An 18286-nucleotide genomic window follows, 5' to 3' on the forward strand; every position below is an offset into this window, starting at 1 on the left:
AACGTCTCAAAGTTCGCGTACGGTGCGCACCTGATCCTTATTCACTTTGCCGGGCTTGCCGTCGATCTGCTCATATTCATAGAAACCAGACTCGTCATCATAGTCGGGGCGATCCAATGTCTGAATTTCTCGGCCATCGTTGAGCGTAATCACGCTCGGATTGGCACAGCCAGCAAGGATCCCGAAACTCACAGCGAGGACGAGGGTGGAGATGATAGATGGTCGCATGACGCTATTCCTTTTGCGGGTTTCGATACCCATGGGACGAAGCGTGCCGCTGCGAAGTTCCCGCTAGCAAATCGGTCTTGAGCAGTTCTGGGCTGTTGAGGTTGGCCAAGCGAGGGTCGGCATCGGGAGCCTGAAGCTCCATGACCCCCAGATGAAGGAGAGTGCGTAATGGGCTGCGCTCCCCGGCGAGCCACAAGGTTTCGATCTCCGCGCGCAAGTAGGTAGGGATAATGCTGAAAAGGGGCTCCGATTGTTTTCCGCAGCGGAGCATTACCGGTACTTCCGGCGCGTCAGTTGCGGCAGCGTGAAGAGATTGGAGCAGTGGTTGATCTACCAGGGGCGTATCGCAAGGCAATAGAAGCATCCAGTCATTGCGCGCAACCGAGAGGCCGCTTCGTATTCCTGCAAGGGGGCCTGGATATCCTTCCTCGGCGTCGCATACCAGCCGGTCTGCATATTTGGCGTAGCAGGATTGATTACGATTGCAGGACAGCAAAAGGTCGTCCGTCAGAGGCCGAACAGTTTCATGCAACCACGCGATCAGTGGCCGACCATGCCAATCGATCAGGCCCTTGTCATGCCCGCCCATACGCTGACCACGACCGCCTGCTAGAAGCAAGATGGAGCACGACGGCAATATCAGATCCGACATGATGTTGCTCCGCAAATATGTTGCGTATAGCACCCGGCCGGTATGGGGGCAACCGCTCACGTCCAGCGTCAGCTAATCCTATGTCTTGGCTCTCGTGAGGCATCGGTCGGGAGTATTTGTGCCTCGGAGCACATAATCTCGGCTAAACCAACCAGGAATTCCGTTGTCTATCTCCTCCATCCGCGTTTTCAGAGGAAGCGGATGCCGCCTGCTTATTGGCCGACACAAGGAGAACAAGCACATGCAGGAGAGAAACGTTTGGGTTGATTACGCCAAGGCGATCGGAATCATTCTCGTTGTCTACGGGCATGTCGCACGAGGTGTTTTCAACGCGGGCCTGCCAATGGATGAGGGCGAGTTCGCGCTGGTAGACAGCATCATCTACAGCTTCCATATGCCGTTGTTCTTCTTTCTGTCGGGCCTGTTCTTCTTCGATTCGCTGCAGAAAAGGGGGCGGGGCGGGCTGCTCGTGAATAAAGTGGACACAATCGTGTATCCCTTTATTGTCTGGTCGCTGTTGCAGGGGTTGTTCGAAGTCCTCTTGTCAAACTATACGAACGGGCAAGTCACCCTTATCGAAGTTTTTTCGCTGTTGTGGATGCCAAGAGCGCAGTTCTGGTTCCTCTATGCGCTCTTTCTAGTGTTTGTTGTCTGCACGTTTCTATACGCTCGCGCTGATCGCCGTTACTTTCTTCCGTTCGTTGTGTTGTTTGGTGTCTTGTTCGTGTTTCAGCAGGAGTTGACGGTCAACAATATGACGCGCTTCATTCTAGGCAACACCGTGTTCTTTGCGCTTGGTGTGTGGTTCAACGAGGTCAAGGCTTTTTTCCTGGCGCGCTTTACGCAACTGACCTTGTTCTTCGGTGTGTTGTTCGTAGCAGGACAATATCTGTTTCATGTGACGTTCGGCTTGAACTACACCAGTGGCGGGTTGCCAGTGCTGGCGCTGGCAACCGTCTCGATCTTCTTCATGATTGCCTTGTCGATGTGGCTCGGGCAGTTTCGAGTTGATTGGTTCCTGTTCATCGGCGCGTCTTCGATGACGATATACCTGATGCACATTCTGGCAGGCAGTGGCGTACGGGTAATACTGAGCAAGTTCCTTGGTATCGACTCGATTGCTGCTCATCTTGTGATCGGGACGCTGATCGGAATTGCCGCTCCACTGCTCGCGCAGGTGTTTATTGACCGCTTCAAGCTTCATTTTCTGCTTACGCCACCCAAGCGAATCTCCGCGTCCCATCTACGCATGCGCAAGGCTATGGCGTAGGGCTTTCCCTTGGTCGCCGCCCAGTCGAGGTGTGGGCGGCGGCCATGGTTGGTGACGTCTCCCCATGCAATCAGCCGCAGCTGATTCGCTCTATGGTCATGCTTGCATCGGTATTTATGTTCAGGCGCTGGGAGTTGTATTCCAGCGTCACAATGTCATCGGGCCCTAGTATGCGCGCTGTCTTCGCTCCTGATTGATTCCTGGCCTGCTCTAGCAACTCCGGCGTTGCCTTCTTGCCTGCGAAGTGGCTCACAGCCTCGGAGTTACAGGTCCCGTCTGCATGAATGGGTTCGATGGCAGTGGTTTTGGGCTGACAGCCAGATGCCAGCGCTGAAGCAGCCATCAGCAGTGGAATGGAAAATTTGATCTGATACGTGTGCATTCCTTATTCGTTCCCTTTCTTCAAAAACAACTATTATCAAAGTTACGAGCGGGTCGGTAGGGCAGGTGGAACCATGCGCAAAGAGCACGCCTTGTGGATTTTTAAAATGAGGCCGTGGTCGGGAACCGAAACGGCATTGGCTCGTCTTATTGCCTGATGGCGCTTTGCAATCCTCAGTTGACGATAAAGAAGGAGTTTCCCGCTATGTTCACTTCCCCCTTACTCAAGCGAGTCGCGACGGTCCTGGCTGCTCTACACATCCTTCTGGTGGCACAGATTCCACTTGCGCAAGCTGCGATGATCGGCACGCCAGAAGTCGTTGCCGAACACCAGCAGCAGGTGGACCGGCAGCAATTGCTTTCCATGCTCGATGATCAGGACGTGCAGAAAAAACTCGAGTCGATGGGTGTAGAGCGCGACCAGGTCGAAAAGCGAATCAATGGTCTGACGGCCGCTGAGCTGGCTCAGTTCAATCAGCAGCTAGATCAGGCGCCTGCTGGTGCGGGTGTGGTGGGCGTGATCGTACTGTTCCTGGTGATCTTCATCATCACTGACATGCTCTGTGCAACCAACATCTTCAACTTCGTCAACTGCGTCAACCGTTGAGTCAGCGGCTACTCATACTGCTGCTGTTCGCGGTGCTCGGCGGCTGCGCTCGGACGGCGGTTACGCTTGTCGACGATGCGCAGCTTCCGGCGAGGGCAGAGCTGGTTGAGGTGCCGTTCTATCCGCAGGACGAGTACCAATGCGGGCCCGCTGCGCTGGCAACAATGCTCTCGCAGCGAGGTGTCGCTACGACGCCGGACGCGCTGGTGGATCAGGTTTACATTCCTCAGCGCAAAGGCAGCCTGCAGGTCGAAATGGTCGCTGCGGCTCGTTCGAGCGGTCTTCTCGTGTATCCGCTGCAACCACGTCTTGAGGATCTGCTTGCCGAAGTAGCAGCAGGTAATCCTGTGTTGGTATTGCAAAATCTTGCTTTTGATCGCTGGCCGCAATGGCACTTCGCCGTGGTAGTAGGCTATGACCTCCCGAAGCAGCAAATTGTTTTGCGTTCCGGCACGACGAAGCGCTGGGTAGGCAGTTTCCGTGAGTTCGAGCGTTCTTGGGCCAAGGCCGAGCGTTGGGCTGTGGTTACGCTCAGGCCTGATCAGATGCCATCCACGGCACGGGAAACGGTCTGGCTACGCAGTGCGAGCGACCTCGAAGAGGTGGGGCGGACCCGCGCTGCTCAGGTTGCGTATGAGGCCGCGGCAGCGCACTGGAATTCGGCACTCTCGCGGTTTGCACTAGCGAACAGTCAGTATGCAGTTGGAGAAAAGGCTGCGGCTGAAGAGTCGCTGCGTATGAGTGTCCGTCTCGATCCAGGCTTCGCCATTGGCTGGTTCAATCTTTCGCAGGTGCTGGCTGAGCGGGGTTGTGGCTCTCTTGCCCGAGATGCGCAAGCCTGCGCTGTACGAATTGCCCCGGATGATGCTCGCCTCAAAGCGCCGTTGCCGGCGCAAGGGAGCGGACAAGCGGCTCAATGCCTTCCGATTCCACTGTGTTCTTCACCCTGATTATCAGAAGCCAAGCCTGTCACGAAGGCTGTAATACATAGCGCCGAGCGCGCTCAGCGGCACCTGAAAACGCTGCCCTCCGGGGAATGGATAATGAGGCAAGCTGGCAAACGCATCGAATCTCTCCGCTTGGCCGCTGAGGGCTTCGGCGATCACCTTTCCTGCCACGTGTGTATAGGTAACGCCGTGGCCGCTGCAACCTTGCGAATAGTAGATATTGTTGCCCAGTCGCCCGACCTGGGGTAGTCGTGACAGCGTCAACAGAAAGTTACCCGTCCACGCATAGTCGATCTTCACTTTTTCTAGTTGTGGGAAGGTCTTCAGCATTTTTGGGCGGATGATCGATTCGATATCGGCAGGGTCGCGTGCACCATAGACGACTCCGCCCCCGTAAATGAGGCGTTTATCAGCCGATAGCCGATAGTAGTCGAGCAGGTAATTGCAATCCTCAACACAGTAGTCCTGCGGCAGAAGATTGCGCGCGAGCTCATCGTCCAGCGGCTCGGTCGCTATCACTTGTGTGCCACAAGGCATCGACTTAGCAGCCAGCTCAGGAACCAGATCGCCCAAATAAGCGTTACCTGCAACCACAACGAATTTCGAGCGAACGGTCCCCTTGGGTGTATGCACCAGCGGTGTTTCGCCTCGTTCGATTCGAGTGGCGGGGGAGTATTCGTGGATGGTTCCGCCCAGCGACTCGATGGCAGTGGCTTCGCCGAGCGCGAGATTGAGTGGATGAATATGGCCGCCATGCTTGTCGAGCATGCCTCCCGCATATCGGTCACACGCGACTACCCTCCGCATGTCTTGCTCATCCAGTAGCTCTAGATGCTGGTAGCCGTATCGTTCCCAAAGTGCTTTTTGCGTTTCAAGGTGGTGCAGCTGTTTCTGATTGAAGGCGGCGAACACGCCCCCGTCTTTCAGATCGCATTGAATATCGTAGCGAGCGACTCGTTCGCGAATAATCCGACCGCCTTCAAACGCCATTGCACCGATCATCTTTGCTGCTTTGGCGCTAGCGCTGCGCTCAATGCTATCCAGGTCACGGCTGTAGCTATTGACGATCTGTCCGCCGTTGCGTCCGGAGGCGCCAAAGCCAACTTTTACTGCTTCAAGGACGACTACGCTGTAACCCTTTTCGAGCAGAAACAGAGCGGTCGACAAGCCGGTATATCCTGCGCCGATCACGCACACGTCCGCCTGCTTGTCTTCCTGAAGCTCCGGTCGAGCTGCCGCTGTAGTCGCGGTGGCTGCATAGTAGGAAGCTGGATAATCCTTGTGCGGCATATTGGATGCTCCGTTCTGAATATTTTACGCATGCTAGCGCTTAAGACTGCCGCTCGCCAGACTGCGAGCCCGCTGCGCACGTGTTTCCAAAATTTCCAGATATCAGTGAGTTAGAAGAAAAAGCGCTTGACTCTTTTTTTTCTGGCTTTAGAATGCGCCCCCATCGAAGGCACATAGCTCAGTTGGTTAGAGCACCACCTTGACATGGTGGGGGTCGTTGGTTCGAATCCAATTGTGCCTACCAATTCGATTAAAGGGTCGCGCAAGCGACCCTTTTTTTTGGCTTGCTTGTCAGTGCTTCTGCTTTCTGAAAGCATCGCCAGTCTTGTTTTCCTCCAGTGACTTCGGTTCGGTCGAGGTGAGCTCATCAAGCGCCTGCCATTGTGCGGCAGGCATGCTCGCCGAATCGCTTTACTGGCTCATCCCAACCCATGTGGCCTTTAGTACGGGTCACCACTAGGAGAGGAGGCGCCATGCCCACCATTACTCTTCCCGATGGCAGTCAGCGTTCGTTTGATCATCCAGTTACCGTGGCTGAGGTGGCTCAGTCCATTGGCGCTGGTCTTGCCAAAGCGACCGTCGCAGGCAAGGTTGACGGCAAGTTGGTCGATGCCTGTGATCTGATTGCACAGGACGCGACGCTGCAGATCATCACGCCGAAGGATGCGGAAGGGCTGGAGATCATTCGCCACTCTTGTGCGCACCTGATCGGGCATGCGGTGAAGCAGCTATATCCGACGGCTCGAATGGTTATCGGGCCAGTCATCGATGAGGGCTTCTATTACGATATCGCCTACGAGCGGCCCTTTACTCCTGATGATGTCTCTGCCATCGAACAGCGTATGCGTGAGCTGATCGATCACGATTACGACGTCATCAAAAAGATGACGCCACGTGCTGAGGTCATCGAGGTGTTCCAGTCGCGCGGTGAGGACTACAAGCTGCGCCTGGTCGAGGATATGCCCAACGAGCAGGCGATGGGTTTGTACTACCACGAAGAATACGTCGACATGTGCCGTGGTCCGCATGTACCGAATACACGCTTTCTGAAGTCGTTCAAGCTTACCAAGTTGTCTGGTGCGTACTGGCGCGGCGACGCAAAGAACGAGCAGTTGCAGCGTATCTACGGTACTGCCTGGGCGGATAAGAAGCAGCTGGCTGCCTATATCCAGCGCATCGAGGAAGCTGAAAAGCGCGACCATCGCAAGATCGGCAAGCGGCTTGACCTGTTTCATACGCAGGAAGAGGCGCCGGGCATGGTGTTCTGGCATCCGAATGGTTGGACGCTTTACCAGGTGCTTGAGCAGTACATGCGGCAGGTACAGCGCGAAAACGGATATCTGGAGATCAGAACCCCGCAAGTAGTCGATCGCGTGCTCTGGGAAAAGTCCGGACACTGGGCCAATTACGCCGAAAACATGTTCACGACTGAGTCGGAGAGCCGCGATTACGCGATCAAACCGATGAACTGTCCGTGCCATGTGCAGGTATATAACCAAGGTTTGAAAAGCTATCGCGAGCTTCCGTTGCGCCTAGCAGAGTTTGGCGCTTGCCATCGTAACGAGCCGTCCGGTGCGTTGCACGGCATCATGCGTGTGCGTGGTTTTACCCAGGATGATGCGCATATCTTCTGTACGGAAGAGCAGATGCAGGCCGAGTCTGCGGCGTTTATCAAGCTGACGCAGGCGGTGTATGCCGACTTCGGTTTCTCGGACATCGAGCTGAAGCTGTCTACCCGTCCCGAGAAACGCGTAGGCTCGGATGAACTCTGGGACAGGGCTGAAGCGGCTCTCGCCTCGGCGCTGGAAATTGCCGGCCTACCTTATGATCTGCAACCTGGTGAGGGTGCGTTCTACGGTCCTAAGATCGAGTTCTCCCTGCGCGATTGTCTCGGGCGGGTATGGCAATGCGGCACGCTGCAGTTGGATTTCAATCTGCCGGTGCGTCTCGGCGCGGAATACGTTAGTGAGAACAATGATCGACAGCATCCGGTCATGTTGCACAGAGCGATCCTTGGATCTTTCGAGCGCTTCATTGGTATTCTGATCGAGCACTATGAAGGAGCTTTCCCTGCGTGGCTCGCGCCGACGCAGGCGGTGATCATGAATATCACCGATAAGCAGGCCGTTTTTGCCGCTGAAGTCGAAAAAACGCTCCTCCAAAGCGGCCTCCGTGCCAAGTGTGACTTGAGAAACGAAAAGATCGGCTTTAAAATCCGCGAGCATACCTTGCTCAAGGTTCCCTATCTTCTGGTTATCGGAGATCGGGAAGTCGAGACACGATCCGTTGCTGTGCGCACGCGTGAAGGCGTTGATCTGGGCTCCATGCCCCTTGATGACTTCGCCCAGTTGCTGACACAAGCGGTTTCCCGGCGTGGTCGCCAAGAATTGGAGTAATAATTATTAAGCGTGAAATGAGACAGGATAAACGAGCTGCACCCAAGGCCCCGATCAACGAGAATATCTCGGCTCGTGAGGTCCGTTTGATTGGTGCTGATGGCGAGCAGGTTGGCATCGTCTCGATTGATGAAGCGCTTCGTATAGCTGAAGAAGCCAAGTTGGATCTGGTGGAAATTTCCGCCGATGCGGTTCCTCCTGTATGCCGGATCATGGATTACGGCAAGCATCTGTTTGAAAAGAAGAAGCAGGTTGCTGCAGCGAAGAAGAACCAGAAGCAGATCCAGGTTAAAGAAATAAAGTTTCGTCCAGGGACGGAAGAAGGGGACTACCAGGTCAAGCTTCGTAACCTGGTGCGTTTCCTGAGTGAAGGGGACAGGGCCAAGGTTTCGTTGAGATTCCGCGGCCGTGAGATGGCCCATCAGGAGCTGGGGATGGAATTGTTGAAGCGGGTCGAAACCGATCTCGCTGAATATGGTTCGGTCGAACAGCATCCGAAGATGGAAGGACGCCAGCTGATCATGGTCATCGCTCCCAAGAAGAAAAAGTAACCCCCAGGGCACTGGCAGGCCTTGCGGTTATTTGTAATCACCCACAATGTGGAGTACCGAACATGCCAAAGATGAAGACTAAAAGTGGTGCTGCGAAGCGCTTCAAGAAGACTGCTAACGGCTTCAAGCACAAGCACGCTTTCAAGAGCCACATCCTGACCAAGATGTCCACCAAGCGTAAGCGTCAGCTGCGCGGTTGCTCGCAAGTGCACCCGTCCGACGTTGCAAAGGTGGCGCGCATGCTGCGCGTTCGTTGATTCGGTCAAGACTCAGAGGAATAACTCATGGCTCGTGTTAAGCGTGGCGTCGTTGCCCGTCGTCGTCACAAGAAGATTCTGAAGCTCGCCAAAGGCTACTACGGAGCGCGTTCGCGCGTATTCCGCGTTGCCAAGCAGGCGGTAATCAAGGCTGGCCAATATGCCTACCGTGACCGCCGTCAGCGGAAGCGTCAGTTCCGCGCTCTGTGGATTGCCCGTATCAATGCTGGTGCTCGTGTCAACGGTCTGTCCTACAGCCGTCTGATCGCCGGTCTGAAAAAGGCGGCCATCGAGATCGACCGTAAGGTTCTGGCCGACCTGGCAGTAAACGAAAAAGCGGCGTTTGCTGCGATTGTCGAGAAAGCCAAAGCTTCTCTGGCTTAAGCCCCGGCAATCGCGAATTTTCGGATTCGTTGCAACGTCATCAATAGGGGAAGAGCCTTGTGCTCTTCCCCTATTTCGTATCTGAGAGGGGCTTTTGCAAAAGGGCGTTTGGCTGTCGCTAGCTATAAGGCGATGACCAGCGCGGTTCTGCAAGAACCTCTGGAGGTTGTGTACATGGAAAATCTGGATGCACTGGTCTCGCAAGCGCTTGAGGCTGTGCAACGAAGCGAAGACATCGGGACCCTCGAGCAAGTGCGCGTCCAGTATCTGGGCAAGAAGGGCGAACTCACCCAGCTGATGCAAACCCTGGGGAAGCTGTCTGCTGAGGAGCGTCCGCAGGCCGGCGCGCTGATCAACGCAGCCAAGAGCCGCGTTCAAGATGTACTGAATGCTCGCAAGGCTGACTTGGAGCAGGCGGCCTTGAATGCCAAGCTCGCGGCCGAGCAAATTGATGTGACCTTGCCTGGGCGCGGCGAGCTGTCAGGTGGGCTGCATCCGGTAACTCGTACATTGGAGCGCGTCGAGCAGTTCTTCAGTCATATCGGCTATAGCGTGGCGGAAGGGCCTGAGGTCGAAGACGATTATCACAACTTCGAGGCGCTGAATATTCCAGGGCACCACCCCGCGCGGGCGATGCACGATACGTTCTACTTCAATGCCAACATGTTGCTGCGCACCCATACCTCGCCGGTTCAGGTGCGCACCATGGAGTCACGTCAGCCGCCTATTCGTATCGTCTGTCCGGGGCGCGTCTATCGCTGCGATTCTGATATCACCCATTCCCCGATGTTTCATCAGGTCGAAGGGCTGCTGATCGACGAGGGTGTCAGTTTTGCCGATCTCAAGGGCACCATCGAAGAGTTCCTTCGGGTGTTCTTTGAAAAGCCGCTCGGTGTTCGCTTCCGTCCTTCGTTCTTTCCGTTCACCGAGCCCTCGGCCGAAGTCGACATGCAGTGCGTAATGTGCAGCGGCAAGGGGTGCCGTGTATGCAAGCAGACCGGCTGGCTTGAAGTCATGGGCTGCGGCATGGTGCATCCAAACGTATTGCGGATGTCCGGGATCGATCCGGAGCGCTACTCCGGATTTGCTTTCGGCATGGGTGTAGAGCGTCTTGCCATGCTGCGTTACGGTGTCAATGACTTGCGCCTGTTCTTCGACAACGACCTGCGGTTCCTTGCGCAATTTCGCTAGTACCGCCGCCCGTCAACGAATATTAGGAGAGCAGGATGAAATTCAGTGAACAATGGCTGCGGAGCTGGGTAAATCCGCAGGTTTCCCGCGAAGAGCTGGTTGCTCGTCTGTCCATGGTCGGGCTTGAGGTTGATGCTGTAACGCCCGTTGCGGGCAGTTTCAGCGGCGTGGTCGTCGGTGAGGTGCTCGAAACCGTGCAGCATCCCGATGCGGACAAGCTGCGGGTGTGTCAGGTCAGCAATGGTAGCGAAACCTTTCAGGTGGTATGCGGTGCGCCAAACGTGCGGCCAGGCCTGAAAATTCCCTTTGCCATGATTGGCGCCCAGTTGCCAGGTGACTTCAAGATCAAGAAAGCCAAGCTGCGCGGTGTCGAGTCCAGTGGCATGCTGTGCTCGGAAACCGAGCTGCAGGTCGGCACTGACGATAGCGGTCTGATGGAACTGGCCAGCGACGCACCGGTTGGTACTGATTTTCGTGAGTTTCTCGGGCTCGATGACGTAAGTATCGAGATCGGCCTGACCCCCAATCGCGGGGATTGCCTTTCCATTGCTGGCTTGGCGCGTGAGGTCGGCGCGATCTATGGTGCTGCGGTCAGTTCGGTGGAAATCGCCGCGGCGCCAGTTGGCCATGACGAGTCGCGTCCCGTAGAGGTTTTTGCACCGGCTGCGTGCCCGCGTTACCTCGGGCGTGTCATTCGAAACGTTGACCTCTCCAGGCCAACGCCGCAGTGGATGGTTGAGCGTCTGCGTCGTTCCGATATCCGTAGCATTGACGCAGTTGTCGATGTGACGAACTACGTGATGCTTGAACTAGGTCAGCCTTTGCATGCTTTTGACCTTGCCGAGATCAAAGGTGGCATTCGGGTTCGAATGGCTGAAGAGGGTGAAAAGCTGGTCCTGCTGGATGGTCAGGAGATTGCTCTACGTGCGGATACTCTGGTTATCGCGGACCATCAGCGTGCGCTCGCCATCGCTGGTGTAATGGGGGGAGAGCATAGTGGTGTCAATGCTGCTACGCAGAGTATCTTCTTGGAGAGCGCGTTTTTCGACACCATCGCTCTGGCTGGAAAAGCGCGTTCCTATGGGTTGCATACGGATGCATCGCATCGTTACGAGCGAGGCGTGGACTCGCAGCTCGCTCGTGGGGCTATGGAGCGCGCGACGGGTTTGCTGCTGGAAATCGTTGGTGGAGAAGCAGGGCCAATCGTCGAGACCGTCAGTGAAAGTGACCTGCCCAAGATTGCACCAGTAACGCTTCGGGCTGAGCGTGCCACCCAGATGTTGGGTCTGGAAATGGACGGTTCCGAGGTGGTTCGCTTGCTGACCTCGCTGGGCCTAGCGGTAGCTGAAGACGCTGAAGGGCATTGGCAGGTTAGTGTTCCGAGTCATCGTTTCGATATCAGTCTTGAAGTCGATCTGATCGAAGAGTTGGGTAGGCTGTATGGCTATGATCGTCTGCCGGTGCGTTATCCGCAGGCTCGGCTTGCCCCTGAAGCAAAGCCGGAAGCGCGTGCCGAATTGCCATTGCTGCGACGCTTGCTGGTTGCTCGCGGTTATCAGGAGGCAATCACCTACAGCTTCATCGATCCTAAGCTGTTCGAACTGTTCAGTCCTGGCGTAAAACCTTTACAGCTAGCCAATCCTATCTCTGCCGATATGGCGGCCATGCGTGCATCACTCTGGCCGGGGTTGATCAAAGCCCTGCAATACAACCTCAATCGGCAACAGTCACGTGTTCGCTTGTTCGAGGCGGGTCTGCGCTTCGTTGGCCAGTTGCAAGAGCTTGAGCAAGAAAGCATGTTGGCCGGCGTGCTCACCGGAAGCCGTCAGCCCGAAGGCTGGACGAATTCCCGTGAGGCGGTGGATTTTTACGATATCAAGGCAGACGTCGAAGCGCTGTTAGCGTTCGCCGGTAATGCCGGCGCCTATCGTTTCGTTGCGGGGGAGCATCCGGCGCTACACCCGGGACAGACCGCACGTATCGAGCGCGACGGAAGATTGGTTGGATTCGTGGGAAGCCTCCATCCTGAGTTGGCAAGCACCTTGGGTATTGATCAGCCGGTTTACATGTTTGAGCTGAAGATCAGCGAGATCGCCGAGGGGCGAATGCCTTCCTTTAATGAGCTGTCGCGGTTTCCCGAAGTTCGGCGCGATATTGCTGTGCTAGTCGGTTGCGCGGCGGCAGCTCAGGATATTCTCAGCTGCATTCGTGACGTTGCGGGTGAGAATCTGACAGACCTCAAGCTATTTGATGTCTATCAGGGGAAAGGTATTGATCCTCTTAGCAAAAGTATGGCAGTCGGCTTGACCTGGCAGCACCCATCGCGCACTCTAAACGACGATGAGGTGAACGGTACGATGCAGAAAATCCTCGCCTCCCTGGAAGAAAGGTTCAATGCCACGTTAAGGAAATAGCGTATGGGGGCTCTGACGAAAGCTGAAATGGCGGAACGTCTGTATGAAGAGCTGGGCTTGAATAAGCGCGAGGCCAAGGAGTTGGTGGAGCTGTTTTTCGAGGAGATCCGCCAGGCGCTCGAGCATAACGAGCAGGTCAAGTTGTCCGGGTTCGGCAACTTCGATCTGCGCGACAAGCGCCAGCGGCCGGGTCGTAATCCGAAAACAGGTGAGGAGATTCCTATCACGGCGCGTCGTGTGGTCACGTTCCGCCCAGGGCAGAAACTCAAAGCGAGAGTCGAGGCCTATGCTGGAACCAAGTCATAACGACGAGCTTCCGTCGATCCCAGGCAAGCGCTATTTCACTATCGGTGAGGTAAGCGAGCTTTGCGCCGTCAAGCCGCATGTGCTGCGCTATTGGGAGCAGGAGTTTCCTCAGCTCAATCCGGTTAAGCGTCGTGGCAATAGGCGCTACTACCAGCGTCAGGACGTTCTGATGATTCGTCAGATCAGGGCGCTGCTTTACGACCAGGGCTTCACCATCGGGGGCGCTAGGCAGCGTATGTCTGGCGAAGAAGCGCGCGACGACACGACTCAGTACAAGCAGCTCATTCGACAGATGATCTCTGAGCTGGAAGAGGTCCTTCAGGTGCTGAGAAAATAGGCCGCTTAGGCCTAAAAAACTTTCACATTTTCATATGCTTAATGTATAGTTCGATCCGCTTTCAGCAGTGTTGAAAGTACTAGTCGGGGCGTAGCGCAGCCTGGTAGCGCACTTGCATGGGGTGCAAGGGGTCGAGTGTTCGAATCACTCCGTCCCGACCAAAATTCCCTAGAAAATCCAGTTACTTAGCGGTGACTGGATTTTTTTTGCCCGGTTCACGCTCATCGATGGGGGACTTTTGGGGGGACTTTTTTCATCCTGCCTTCCTCCTCAATATCGTCAGCGCCGGTCCCCTCGAATCCGTCGCCGAAATCTTGTTGGCCTCATCGATCAGCTTGCCCAGTTCGGCCGCCGAGTAGTGGCTGGTGATGCTGCCGTTCTTGTGGCCCAACAGGACCTTCCTGTCTTCCTCGGTAACGCCTGCGGCGCGAAGCCTGCGACCGAACGTGTGCTTCAGGTCATGCACGCGGATCGACGCAAACCCCGCCGGTGCCGTTCGCTTGAAGCGCTGCTCGTACATCGCGGCCGCACGTTTCCTTGCCTTGCGCCACGCCGAGTCGTTCATGCGGTGCATCGGAGTGGCGTTGCCATCCTTGTCGGGCTGACCGTAGGGAAACACCCATATCGTATCCAGTCCCCGTTGCCCCTCGATGACCGATTTGGCGACCCTATTCAGCACGATCAGGCGCTCGTCGCCGTTCTTCACGCCCGCATTTTCGTGTCGCCCGCCAAAATCGGCCGGGATGAGGAAAACGCTGGTGCCGAGCTCCGGTACAGGGATCTCCCAATCCCAGCGTAGCTTGACCACTTCCTGCTCCCTGGAGCCGCTGTTGACCTTGTAAAGCGCCATCCTTTTCAGGTGATCCGGCAGCTCTGCGAACAGCAGGCTCTGCTCCTCCCATGACAGCGGATGGGGCTGACGCGTCGAGCGCCTGAGGTCCAGCCGCGTGATCATCGGGACGGTATCAAGCCAGGGACGTCGCGCTTCATCACGCCACTTACGGGCGCAGAGATTCAGGATCCGTATGACTCGCTCCAACGCGATGTTTATGGTTCGCGGCGCCACGCTTCTGCCTTTTCCGGCGGATCCGCGCAGGCGACCGGCGAGCCTGTCCTTCACATAGGGTGCGAGTGCCTCGTCGTCGATGTGGTCGACCGGTCGATCACCAATGTACGGATCGAGCTGCTCGAGATACAACGCCGTCAGTCCAATGGATGGCTGGTCCTTGTATTCCACCAGATAGCGCGTAGCCGCCTCGCGCCATGTTCTTACCCTTCTAACGCCATAGATGTGCTGTTGCCTCAGCTGCTCCAGGCGATGTATCAGGTATTGCTCCGCCTCCTTCCGGTCACCTGAGCCAGTGCTTTCCCGAATGCGCTGACCTCGGTAGATCTTGTCGATGTACCAGACGCTGTTGCGTTGGTAGAGACCGCTGATTGTTCTTTTCGCCATGGTTGTCCTCCACGGCGCCTACTGCAGGGCAAATCTTCCCCCTGCGCACCGTTCTTTTCAATACTGGCTCTGGCGATATAGGCATCTGCCCAGGCGTCGAGCTCCAGTCGATCGAAGCCAACGCCCTGGACCCCAATGGGAAATTCGCGAATGAAGGGACGTACGGTCCTGTTGAACTCGCTGCGACACATGCCCAGGTACCCCGGAGCTGAATTGGCTCGCAGAATGCGCGGGGGAAGGGGCGCTAGGGTGGGGCTGCTGGGGTTTGCCATGGCCTTGGGCACCGGTTGCTTGAAACGACAGGGTGCCGTTGGCACCATCGGCTAGATGCTGGGCGTTACGCTGCAGGTGCTCAACCGGCTCGGGCATATTGGAGCGGGCGTGGTAGGGGGGTGGGGCTGATTGGCTGGAGGTAGAGGTGAGCAACGACGAGCGGATTACTAGAGAGACGCTGTACGAACTGGTCTGGAGCGAACCCATGCTCAGGGTCGCTGAGCGCTACAGGGTATCGTCCAGCTTCATGGCTCGGGTTTGCCAATGCATGGGAGTGCCGCGACCGCCGCGCGGTCACTGGGCGAAGCTTAGTCACGGCAAACCCAGTCCGCAGCCGCCGTTGCCTGCGCTGGGGCCTGGAATGCGCGAGTCGTGGCGCCGTGGCGAGCGGGTCGATATGAGCGGTCCTCGTTCACTGCCAAAGCCGCCCGCACGATCGCGTTGGCTCAAGGCCGTGGTTCGCGATAGCGCTAGACCCCATCCGGTGCTCGCCGGTGCGAAGGAGGTGTTCGCGCAAGGGCAAGAGATCGACCAGGGTTTTCTCAAGCCCTCCAAGCGCCGTCTCGCCGATCTCGTGGTGACCCGTCCGATGCTCGACGAGGGATTTGCGCTGCTTGATGAACTGTTTCGACGGTTCGAGCAAAAAGGACACCCGGTCAGCTTGTCACCCGGAGATCGGATCTATCGTCGGGTCGGGGTGGATGTGCGCGAGAACCCAGGCAAGACCGCCGAGCGCCGCTATCCCTCGCTCTGGGCTCCGTCGAAGCCAACCGTCGTTTTCATTGGGACCGTTGCCATTGGGCTGACGTTGTTCGAGCTGACGGAAACGAAGGAGGCGCGTTACATCGACGGCGAGTACGTGCCGCTTGAGCAGGCCGAGCAACATCGGCCCCGGCACGGATGGCCGCACTGGTCCTGGACGACCCAGCATGCCTTCGCGACGGGGCGGTTCTGTCTGCAGGCCTATTCTCCCTATCCGCTGGCCGACTGGTCCGAAACCTGGCGCGAGCGCAAGCCCGGCGACCTGCGAAAACGCCTCGACGCCATCGTTCGTGCGGTGCGTGCAGCTGCGCCCCTCGTGGCGCAGCTTGTGGAGAAGGGAGAGCTCACCGAGCAAGTTCGACGCCGGGAACAAGAGGCGCAATGGCAGCGCCATTTGGAGGAGCGGGAGCGGCAACGGTGCGAGAAGGCCAGGCAGGACGCACGGAATGAGCTTTTGCAGATCATTGCCAGCTGGGACGAAGCGCAGCGTATCGACTCGTTCTTTGCAGCGGCAAGAGCGCAAGTTCGACAGCGAAACGATGACGCGCATGATGTGCTTCTCGAGCGGCTGGATAGCGCTCGCTCATTGATGGGCGAGCCGGATCCCCTGGCAGCGCTGCTTAGCTGGAAAACGCCTGAAGAGCGTTAGGGCTCCCACCCATCGTCCCGCGCGATCATTTCGCGACTCGCATCGACTGCTTAGTTGGGGCTTCAATCAGTACTATAAAACCGAATATTATTTATTTTTCCCTTTTGTAGGTATTTTAATGCTGACTAGTCAGGCCCTCTGCGATATATTCGGAACTAAAGTGCCGGTTATATATTGGGCAGGCTTATGATTGGAGAACTCACGATCCAGACCCACATCGAGGGCCGCTGGCGAGATGCGCTGGTGCTCTCGATCACGGACATTCGTCATGTGGGGGAAGCGAGATGCACGACCGCCTACCTGCAGCCGTACCTGGTCGACTTCATTGGTGACCTGGACTCGCTTCTCGAGCCCGCCATTAGCGTAAACCTGCCGGTGAATTGGAATCTGGCCGAGACCAGGGGCTATCCGGCTTTCGTTTATGACCTAATGCCAGCCGGTGCCGCTCGCAGATCGCTGGAGAAGCGCTTCGGCGGTGAGAAGCCCGACGGAGTCGATCTCAATTTTTTTCTGCTAAGCCGCTGTACCCCGTCGTCGATCGGCCATCTGCGCGTGAAGGAGTCTTTCGAGCATGTGGACCAGGCGCGCCGGGAAGCTTTTCCTCGCCGCGAAGTCGTGGACAGGACCAACGATTTTCTTGAGTACGCCTACGAATCGGGAGCTGCGCTAGGCGGCGCCACCGGTGCACAGGGCGAGGCGCCAAAGCTGCTGATGGTTGAAGGCGTAGATGGGGCGCTGTATGCAGACGCGATGCTGTCCGATGACCTGGCCAGGCGTCATTGGCTGGTCAAGTTCGCGCGCAACCAGGTGACCGAGCGGGACAAGAACATCCTCCGCTCTGAATTTCACTACTACCGGGCGGTCTCGGCGCTCGGCTTGAACACGGTCTCGACCGACGGCCTCGTGCTTGAGGAAGCCGAGAAGCCAAGCCTGTGGATGCCACGCTTCGATCGTCGAACCAATCAAGGTGGGGTCGAAAGGATCCCGGTCGAGTCGATCTATTCGGTCTGCGCAAATACCGTTCCGGGGTCAAGGATGAACCATGAGGACGTGCTGGGGCGGTTGATCGGGCTGTGGGCCTCCAACAACCAAGTCGGCGAGCTCGAGGAGCTTGTCTTCGAGTACCTGCAGCGCGATCTGTTGAATCGGATCCTCGGCAACTCCGACAACCACGGCCGCAATATGGCGATTTTTCGATATCGCGGCAGATTCGAGCTGGCGCCCATCTATGACCTCGCGCCGATGGTGCTGGACCCCGAGGGCGTCACGCGGGTGACCAAGTGGAGGCCTGAACACATGGGGAGCCCGGACTGGCGAGCGGTCTGCGACTATTTCCACGCCATTACCGATCCGGCTGCGCTGTTCGAGCGCCTCCGCGGGGCTGCGCAGAGATTCAGAGCGTTGCCCGATCTGTTGGTCGATTTGCCCGCAGAGGTGCGCCAGGCCCGGACCATCCCCCTGAACAACCTGGACGCGCGCCTGGCGGAATGGGGGTTGAGATGAGTACGCCCAATAGCGAGCAACGAAAGCAGATCATCGACGACATCATGCAGGGCCATGCGTCGGGAAGGGAAACGCTGGGGACTTCGATACGCCGGCTGCGCCTCGAGGTGACCGGTTTCGACCAGGCGACCTTCGCCGCGATGTGCAACCTGTCCACCAAAGCCCTGTACCAGCTTGAGACCGATAAAGGTAATCCAACCCTCGGCACCATCGAGGCGATCCTGAGGAAATTCGGGCTTCGCCTTGGGCTCGTTGCCGGCATACCCGCCTCGTCCGTTTCTCTGCGCGAGCCGCCGTCCGATGTGGCCCGCCCGGTCCGCGGAGCCAACCCGCGCCGCAAACACGTCGAACGGCGAGAAGGGAGGACGGCCGCTCCGCCCGATAAGGGTGGCGAGCGAAGATAGGCTGGCTAGCGCCGGGCACGTCTGTGGGAGG

19 protein-coding genes and 2 tRNA genes are annotated in these 18286 nt (G+C 57.1%); 16 read left to right on the forward strand and 5 right to left on the reverse strand.

From position 1 onward, the window contains the following. Positions 1–6: 6 nt before the first annotated feature. Positions 7–228: a YgdI/YgdR family lipoprotein gene (locus tag SM130_RS09265; RefSeq protein WP_102823802.1), complete on the reverse strand. Its 222-nt coding sequence runs from the start codon at positions 226–228 to the stop codon at positions 7–9. 4 nt (positions 229–232) lie between these two features. Then, a complete protein-coding gene (gene mobA / locus SM130_RS09270) occupies positions 233–880 on the reverse strand; it encodes a molybdenum cofactor guanylyltransferase MobA (protein ID WP_102823803.1) in 648 nt (215 codons plus the stop codon). 241 nt (positions 881–1121) lie between these two features. Here mobA and SM130_RS09275 point away from each other — a divergent pair, with 241 nt between their 5' ends. Then, positions 1122–2150, forward strand: a complete 1029-nt coding sequence (locus SM130_RS09275) for an acyltransferase family protein (RefSeq protein WP_102823804.1) — start codon at positions 1122–1124, stop codon at positions 2148–2150. Between the two features lie 70 nt (positions 2151–2220). Here SM130_RS09275 and SM130_RS09280 read toward each other — a convergent pair whose 3' ends face one another. Next, a complete protein-coding gene (locus tag SM130_RS09280) occupies positions 2221–2532 on the reverse strand; it encodes an I78 family peptidase inhibitor (RefSeq protein WP_102823805.1) in 312 nt (103 codons plus the stop codon). A 204-nt stretch (positions 2533–2736) separates the two neighbouring features. Here SM130_RS09280 and SM130_RS09285 point away from each other — a divergent pair, with 204 nt between their 5' ends. Together SM130_RS09285 and SM130_RS09290 are read left to right on the forward strand one after the other, a co-directional pair. Beyond that, the gene (locus SM130_RS09285) at positions 2737–3138 is read left to right on the forward strand and encodes a PA2779 family protein (RefSeq protein ID WP_102823806.1); all 402 of its coding nucleotides are present in this window, start codon (positions 2737–2739) and stop codon (positions 3136–3138) included. Then, on the forward strand, positions 3135–4088 hold the full coding sequence (locus tag SM130_RS09290) for a PA2778 family cysteine peptidase (RefSeq protein WP_102823807.1): 954 nt from the start codon (positions 3135–3137) through the stop codon (positions 4086–4088). The genes SM130_RS09285 and SM130_RS09290 overlap by 4 nt, the downstream gene beginning before the upstream one ends. Positions 4089–4091: 3 nt before the next feature. On the opposite strand, the gene SM130_RS09295 is transcribed toward SM130_RS09290, so the two are convergent. Then, positions 4092–5375, reverse strand: a complete 1284-nt coding sequence (locus tag SM130_RS09295; protein WP_102823808.1) for an NAD(P)/FAD-dependent oxidoreductase — start codon at positions 5373–5375, stop codon at positions 4092–4094. A 167-nt stretch (positions 5376–5542) separates the two neighbouring features. Between SM130_RS09295 and SM130_RS09300 the strand changes: the two genes are divergently transcribed. From SM130_RS09300 to SM130_RS09345, 10 genes are all read left to right on the forward strand, one after another. Next, positions 5543–5619, forward strand: a tRNA-Val gene (locus tag SM130_RS09300). A 229-nt stretch (positions 5620–5848) separates the two neighbouring features. Continuing rightward, complete coding sequence (gene thrS / locus SM130_RS09305; protein ID WP_102823809.1) at positions 5849–7771, forward strand: threonine--tRNA ligase; 1923 nt, start codon at positions 5849–5851, stop codon at positions 7769–7771. Further along, positions 7771–8322: a translation initiation factor IF-3 gene (gene infC, locus SM130_RS09310; RefSeq protein ID WP_181019222.1), complete on the forward strand. Its 552-nt coding sequence runs from the start codon at positions 7771–7773 to the stop codon at positions 8320–8322. The genes thrS and infC overlap by 1 nt, the downstream gene beginning before the upstream one ends. 62 nt (positions 8323–8384) lie before the next feature. After that, on the forward strand, positions 8385–8579 hold the full coding sequence (gene rpmI, locus SM130_RS09315; protein WP_003282568.1) for a 50S ribosomal protein L35: 195 nt from the start codon (positions 8385–8387) through the stop codon (positions 8577–8579). 27 nt (positions 8580–8606) lie between these two features. Further along, the gene (gene rplT / locus SM130_RS09320; protein ID WP_003282569.1) at positions 8607–8963 is read left to right on the forward strand and encodes a 50S ribosomal protein L20; all 357 of its coding nucleotides are present in this window, start codon (positions 8607–8609) and stop codon (positions 8961–8963) included. Positions 8964–9137: 174 nt separating this feature from the next. Then, complete coding sequence (pheS, locus tag SM130_RS09325; protein WP_102823901.1) at positions 9138–10154, forward strand: phenylalanine--tRNA ligase subunit alpha; 1017 nt, start codon at positions 9138–9140, stop codon at positions 10152–10154. 35 nt (positions 10155–10189) lie between these two features. Beyond that, positions 10190–12568 carry a phenylalanine--tRNA ligase subunit beta gene (pheT, locus tag SM130_RS09330; RefSeq protein WP_102823811.1) on the forward strand — a complete coding sequence of 793 codons (2379 nt, stop codon included), beginning with the start codon at positions 10190–10192 and terminating at the stop codon, positions 12566–12568. A gap of 3 nt (positions 12569–12571) precedes the next feature. Next, positions 12572–12874, forward strand: a complete 303-nt coding sequence (gene ihfA / locus SM130_RS09335) for an integration host factor subunit alpha (RefSeq protein WP_003282572.1) — start codon at positions 12572–12574, stop codon at positions 12872–12874. Next, positions 12855–13211: a MerR family transcriptional regulator gene (locus SM130_RS09340; RefSeq protein ID WP_015276808.1), complete on the forward strand. Its 357-nt coding sequence runs from the start codon at positions 12855–12857 to the stop codon at positions 13209–13211. Before ihfA ends, SM130_RS09340 begins: the two co-directional genes overlap by 20 nt. Positions 13212–13295: 84 nt before the next feature. Next, positions 13296–13372 (forward strand) — tRNA-Pro (locus SM130_RS09345). A gap of 92 nt (positions 13373–13464) precedes the next feature. Here SM130_RS09345 and SM130_RS09350 read toward each other — a convergent pair. Next, complete coding sequence (locus SM130_RS09350) at positions 13465–14664, reverse strand: tyrosine-type recombinase/integrase (protein WP_272890632.1); 1200 nt, start codon at positions 14662–14664, stop codon at positions 13465–13467. Between the two features lie 418 nt (positions 14665–15082). On the opposite strand from SM130_RS09350, the gene SM130_RS09355 reads away from it, so the two are divergent. The 3 genes from SM130_RS09355 to SM130_RS09365 all read left to right on the forward strand — a co-directional run bounded on the left by SM130_RS09355 (position 15083) and on the right by SM130_RS09365 (position 18255). Beyond that, positions 15083–16348: a hypothetical protein gene (locus tag SM130_RS09355; protein ID WP_256045075.1), complete on the forward strand. Its 1266-nt coding sequence runs from the start codon at positions 15083–15085 to the stop codon at positions 16346–16348. A 186-nt stretch (positions 16349–16534) separates the two neighbouring features. Further along, positions 16535–17851: a type II toxin-antitoxin system HipA family toxin gene (locus SM130_RS09360; RefSeq protein WP_256045074.1), complete on the forward strand. Its 1317-nt coding sequence runs from the start codon at positions 16535–16537 to the stop codon at positions 17849–17851. Next, a complete protein-coding gene (locus SM130_RS09365) occupies positions 17848–18255 on the forward strand; it encodes a helix-turn-helix domain-containing protein (protein WP_256045073.1) in 408 nt (135 codons plus the stop codon). The genes SM130_RS09360 and SM130_RS09365 overlap by 4 nt, the downstream gene beginning before the upstream one ends. Positions 18256–18286 lie beyond the last annotated feature (31 nt).

It is taken from the genome of Stutzerimonas stutzeri, assembly GCF_038561965.1.
Classification (GTDB): domain Bacteria; phylum Pseudomonadota; class Gammaproteobacteria; order Pseudomonadales; family Pseudomonadaceae; genus Stutzerimonas; species Stutzerimonas stutzeri_AA.

Excerpts from the sequence above, each read along its gene's own strand:
- SM130_RS09285 (WP_102823806.1), top strand. The coding sequence starts at position 2,737 with ATGTTCACTTCCCCCTTACTCAAGCGAGTCGCGACGGTCCTGGCTGCT.
- ihfA (WP_003282572.1), top strand. The coding sequence starts at position 12,572 with ATGGGGGCTCTGACGAAAGCTGAAATGGCGGAACGTCTGTATGAAGAG.
- rplT (WP_003282569.1), top strand. The coding sequence starts at position 8,607 with ATGGCTCGTGTTAAGCGTGGCGTCGTTGCCCGTCGTCGTCACAAGAAG.
- mobA (WP_102823803.1), bottom strand. The coding sequence starts at position 880 with ATGTCGGATCTGATATTGCCGTCGTGCTCCATCTTGCTTCTAGCAGGC.
- SM130_RS09295 (WP_102823808.1), bottom strand. The coding sequence starts at position 5,375 with ATGCCGCACAAGGATTATCCAGCTTCCTACTATGCAGCCACCGCGACT.
- pheS (WP_102823901.1), top strand. The coding sequence starts at position 9,138 with ATGGAAAATCTGGATGCACTGGTCTCGCAAGCGCTTGAGGCTGTGCAA.
- pheT (WP_102823811.1), top strand. The coding sequence starts at position 10,190 with ATGAAATTCAGTGAACAATGGCTGCGGAGCTGGGTAAATCCGCAGGTT.
- thrS (WP_102823809.1), top strand. The coding sequence starts at position 5,849 with ATGCCCACCATTACTCTTCCCGATGGCAGTCAGCGTTCGTTTGATCAT.
- SM130_RS09265 (WP_102823802.1), bottom strand. The coding sequence starts at position 228 with ATGCGACCATCTATCATCTCCACCCTCGTCCTCGCTGTGAGTTTCGGG.
- SM130_RS09280 (WP_102823805.1), bottom strand. The coding sequence starts at position 2,532 with ATGCACACGTATCAGATCAAATTTTCCATTCCACTGCTGATGGCTGCT.
- SM130_RS09365 (WP_256045073.1), top strand. The coding sequence starts at position 17,848 with ATGAGTACGCCCAATAGCGAGCAACGAAAGCAGATCATCGACGACATC.
- SM130_RS09275 (WP_102823804.1), top strand. The coding sequence starts at position 1,122 with ATGCAGGAGAGAAACGTTTGGGTTGATTACGCCAAGGCGATCGGAATC.
- SM130_RS09360 (WP_256045074.1), top strand. The coding sequence starts at position 16,535 with ATGATTGGAGAACTCACGATCCAGACCCACATCGAGGGCCGCTGGCGA.
- rpmI (WP_003282568.1), top strand. The coding sequence starts at position 8,385 with ATGCCAAAGATGAAGACTAAAAGTGGTGCTGCGAAGCGCTTCAAGAAG.
- SM130_RS09340 (WP_015276808.1), top strand. The coding sequence starts at position 12,855 with ATGCTGGAACCAAGTCATAACGACGAGCTTCCGTCGATCCCAGGCAAG.
- SM130_RS09350 (WP_272890632.1), bottom strand. The coding sequence starts at position 14,664 with ATGGCGAAAAGAACAATCAGCGGTCTCTACCAACGCAACAGCGTCTGG.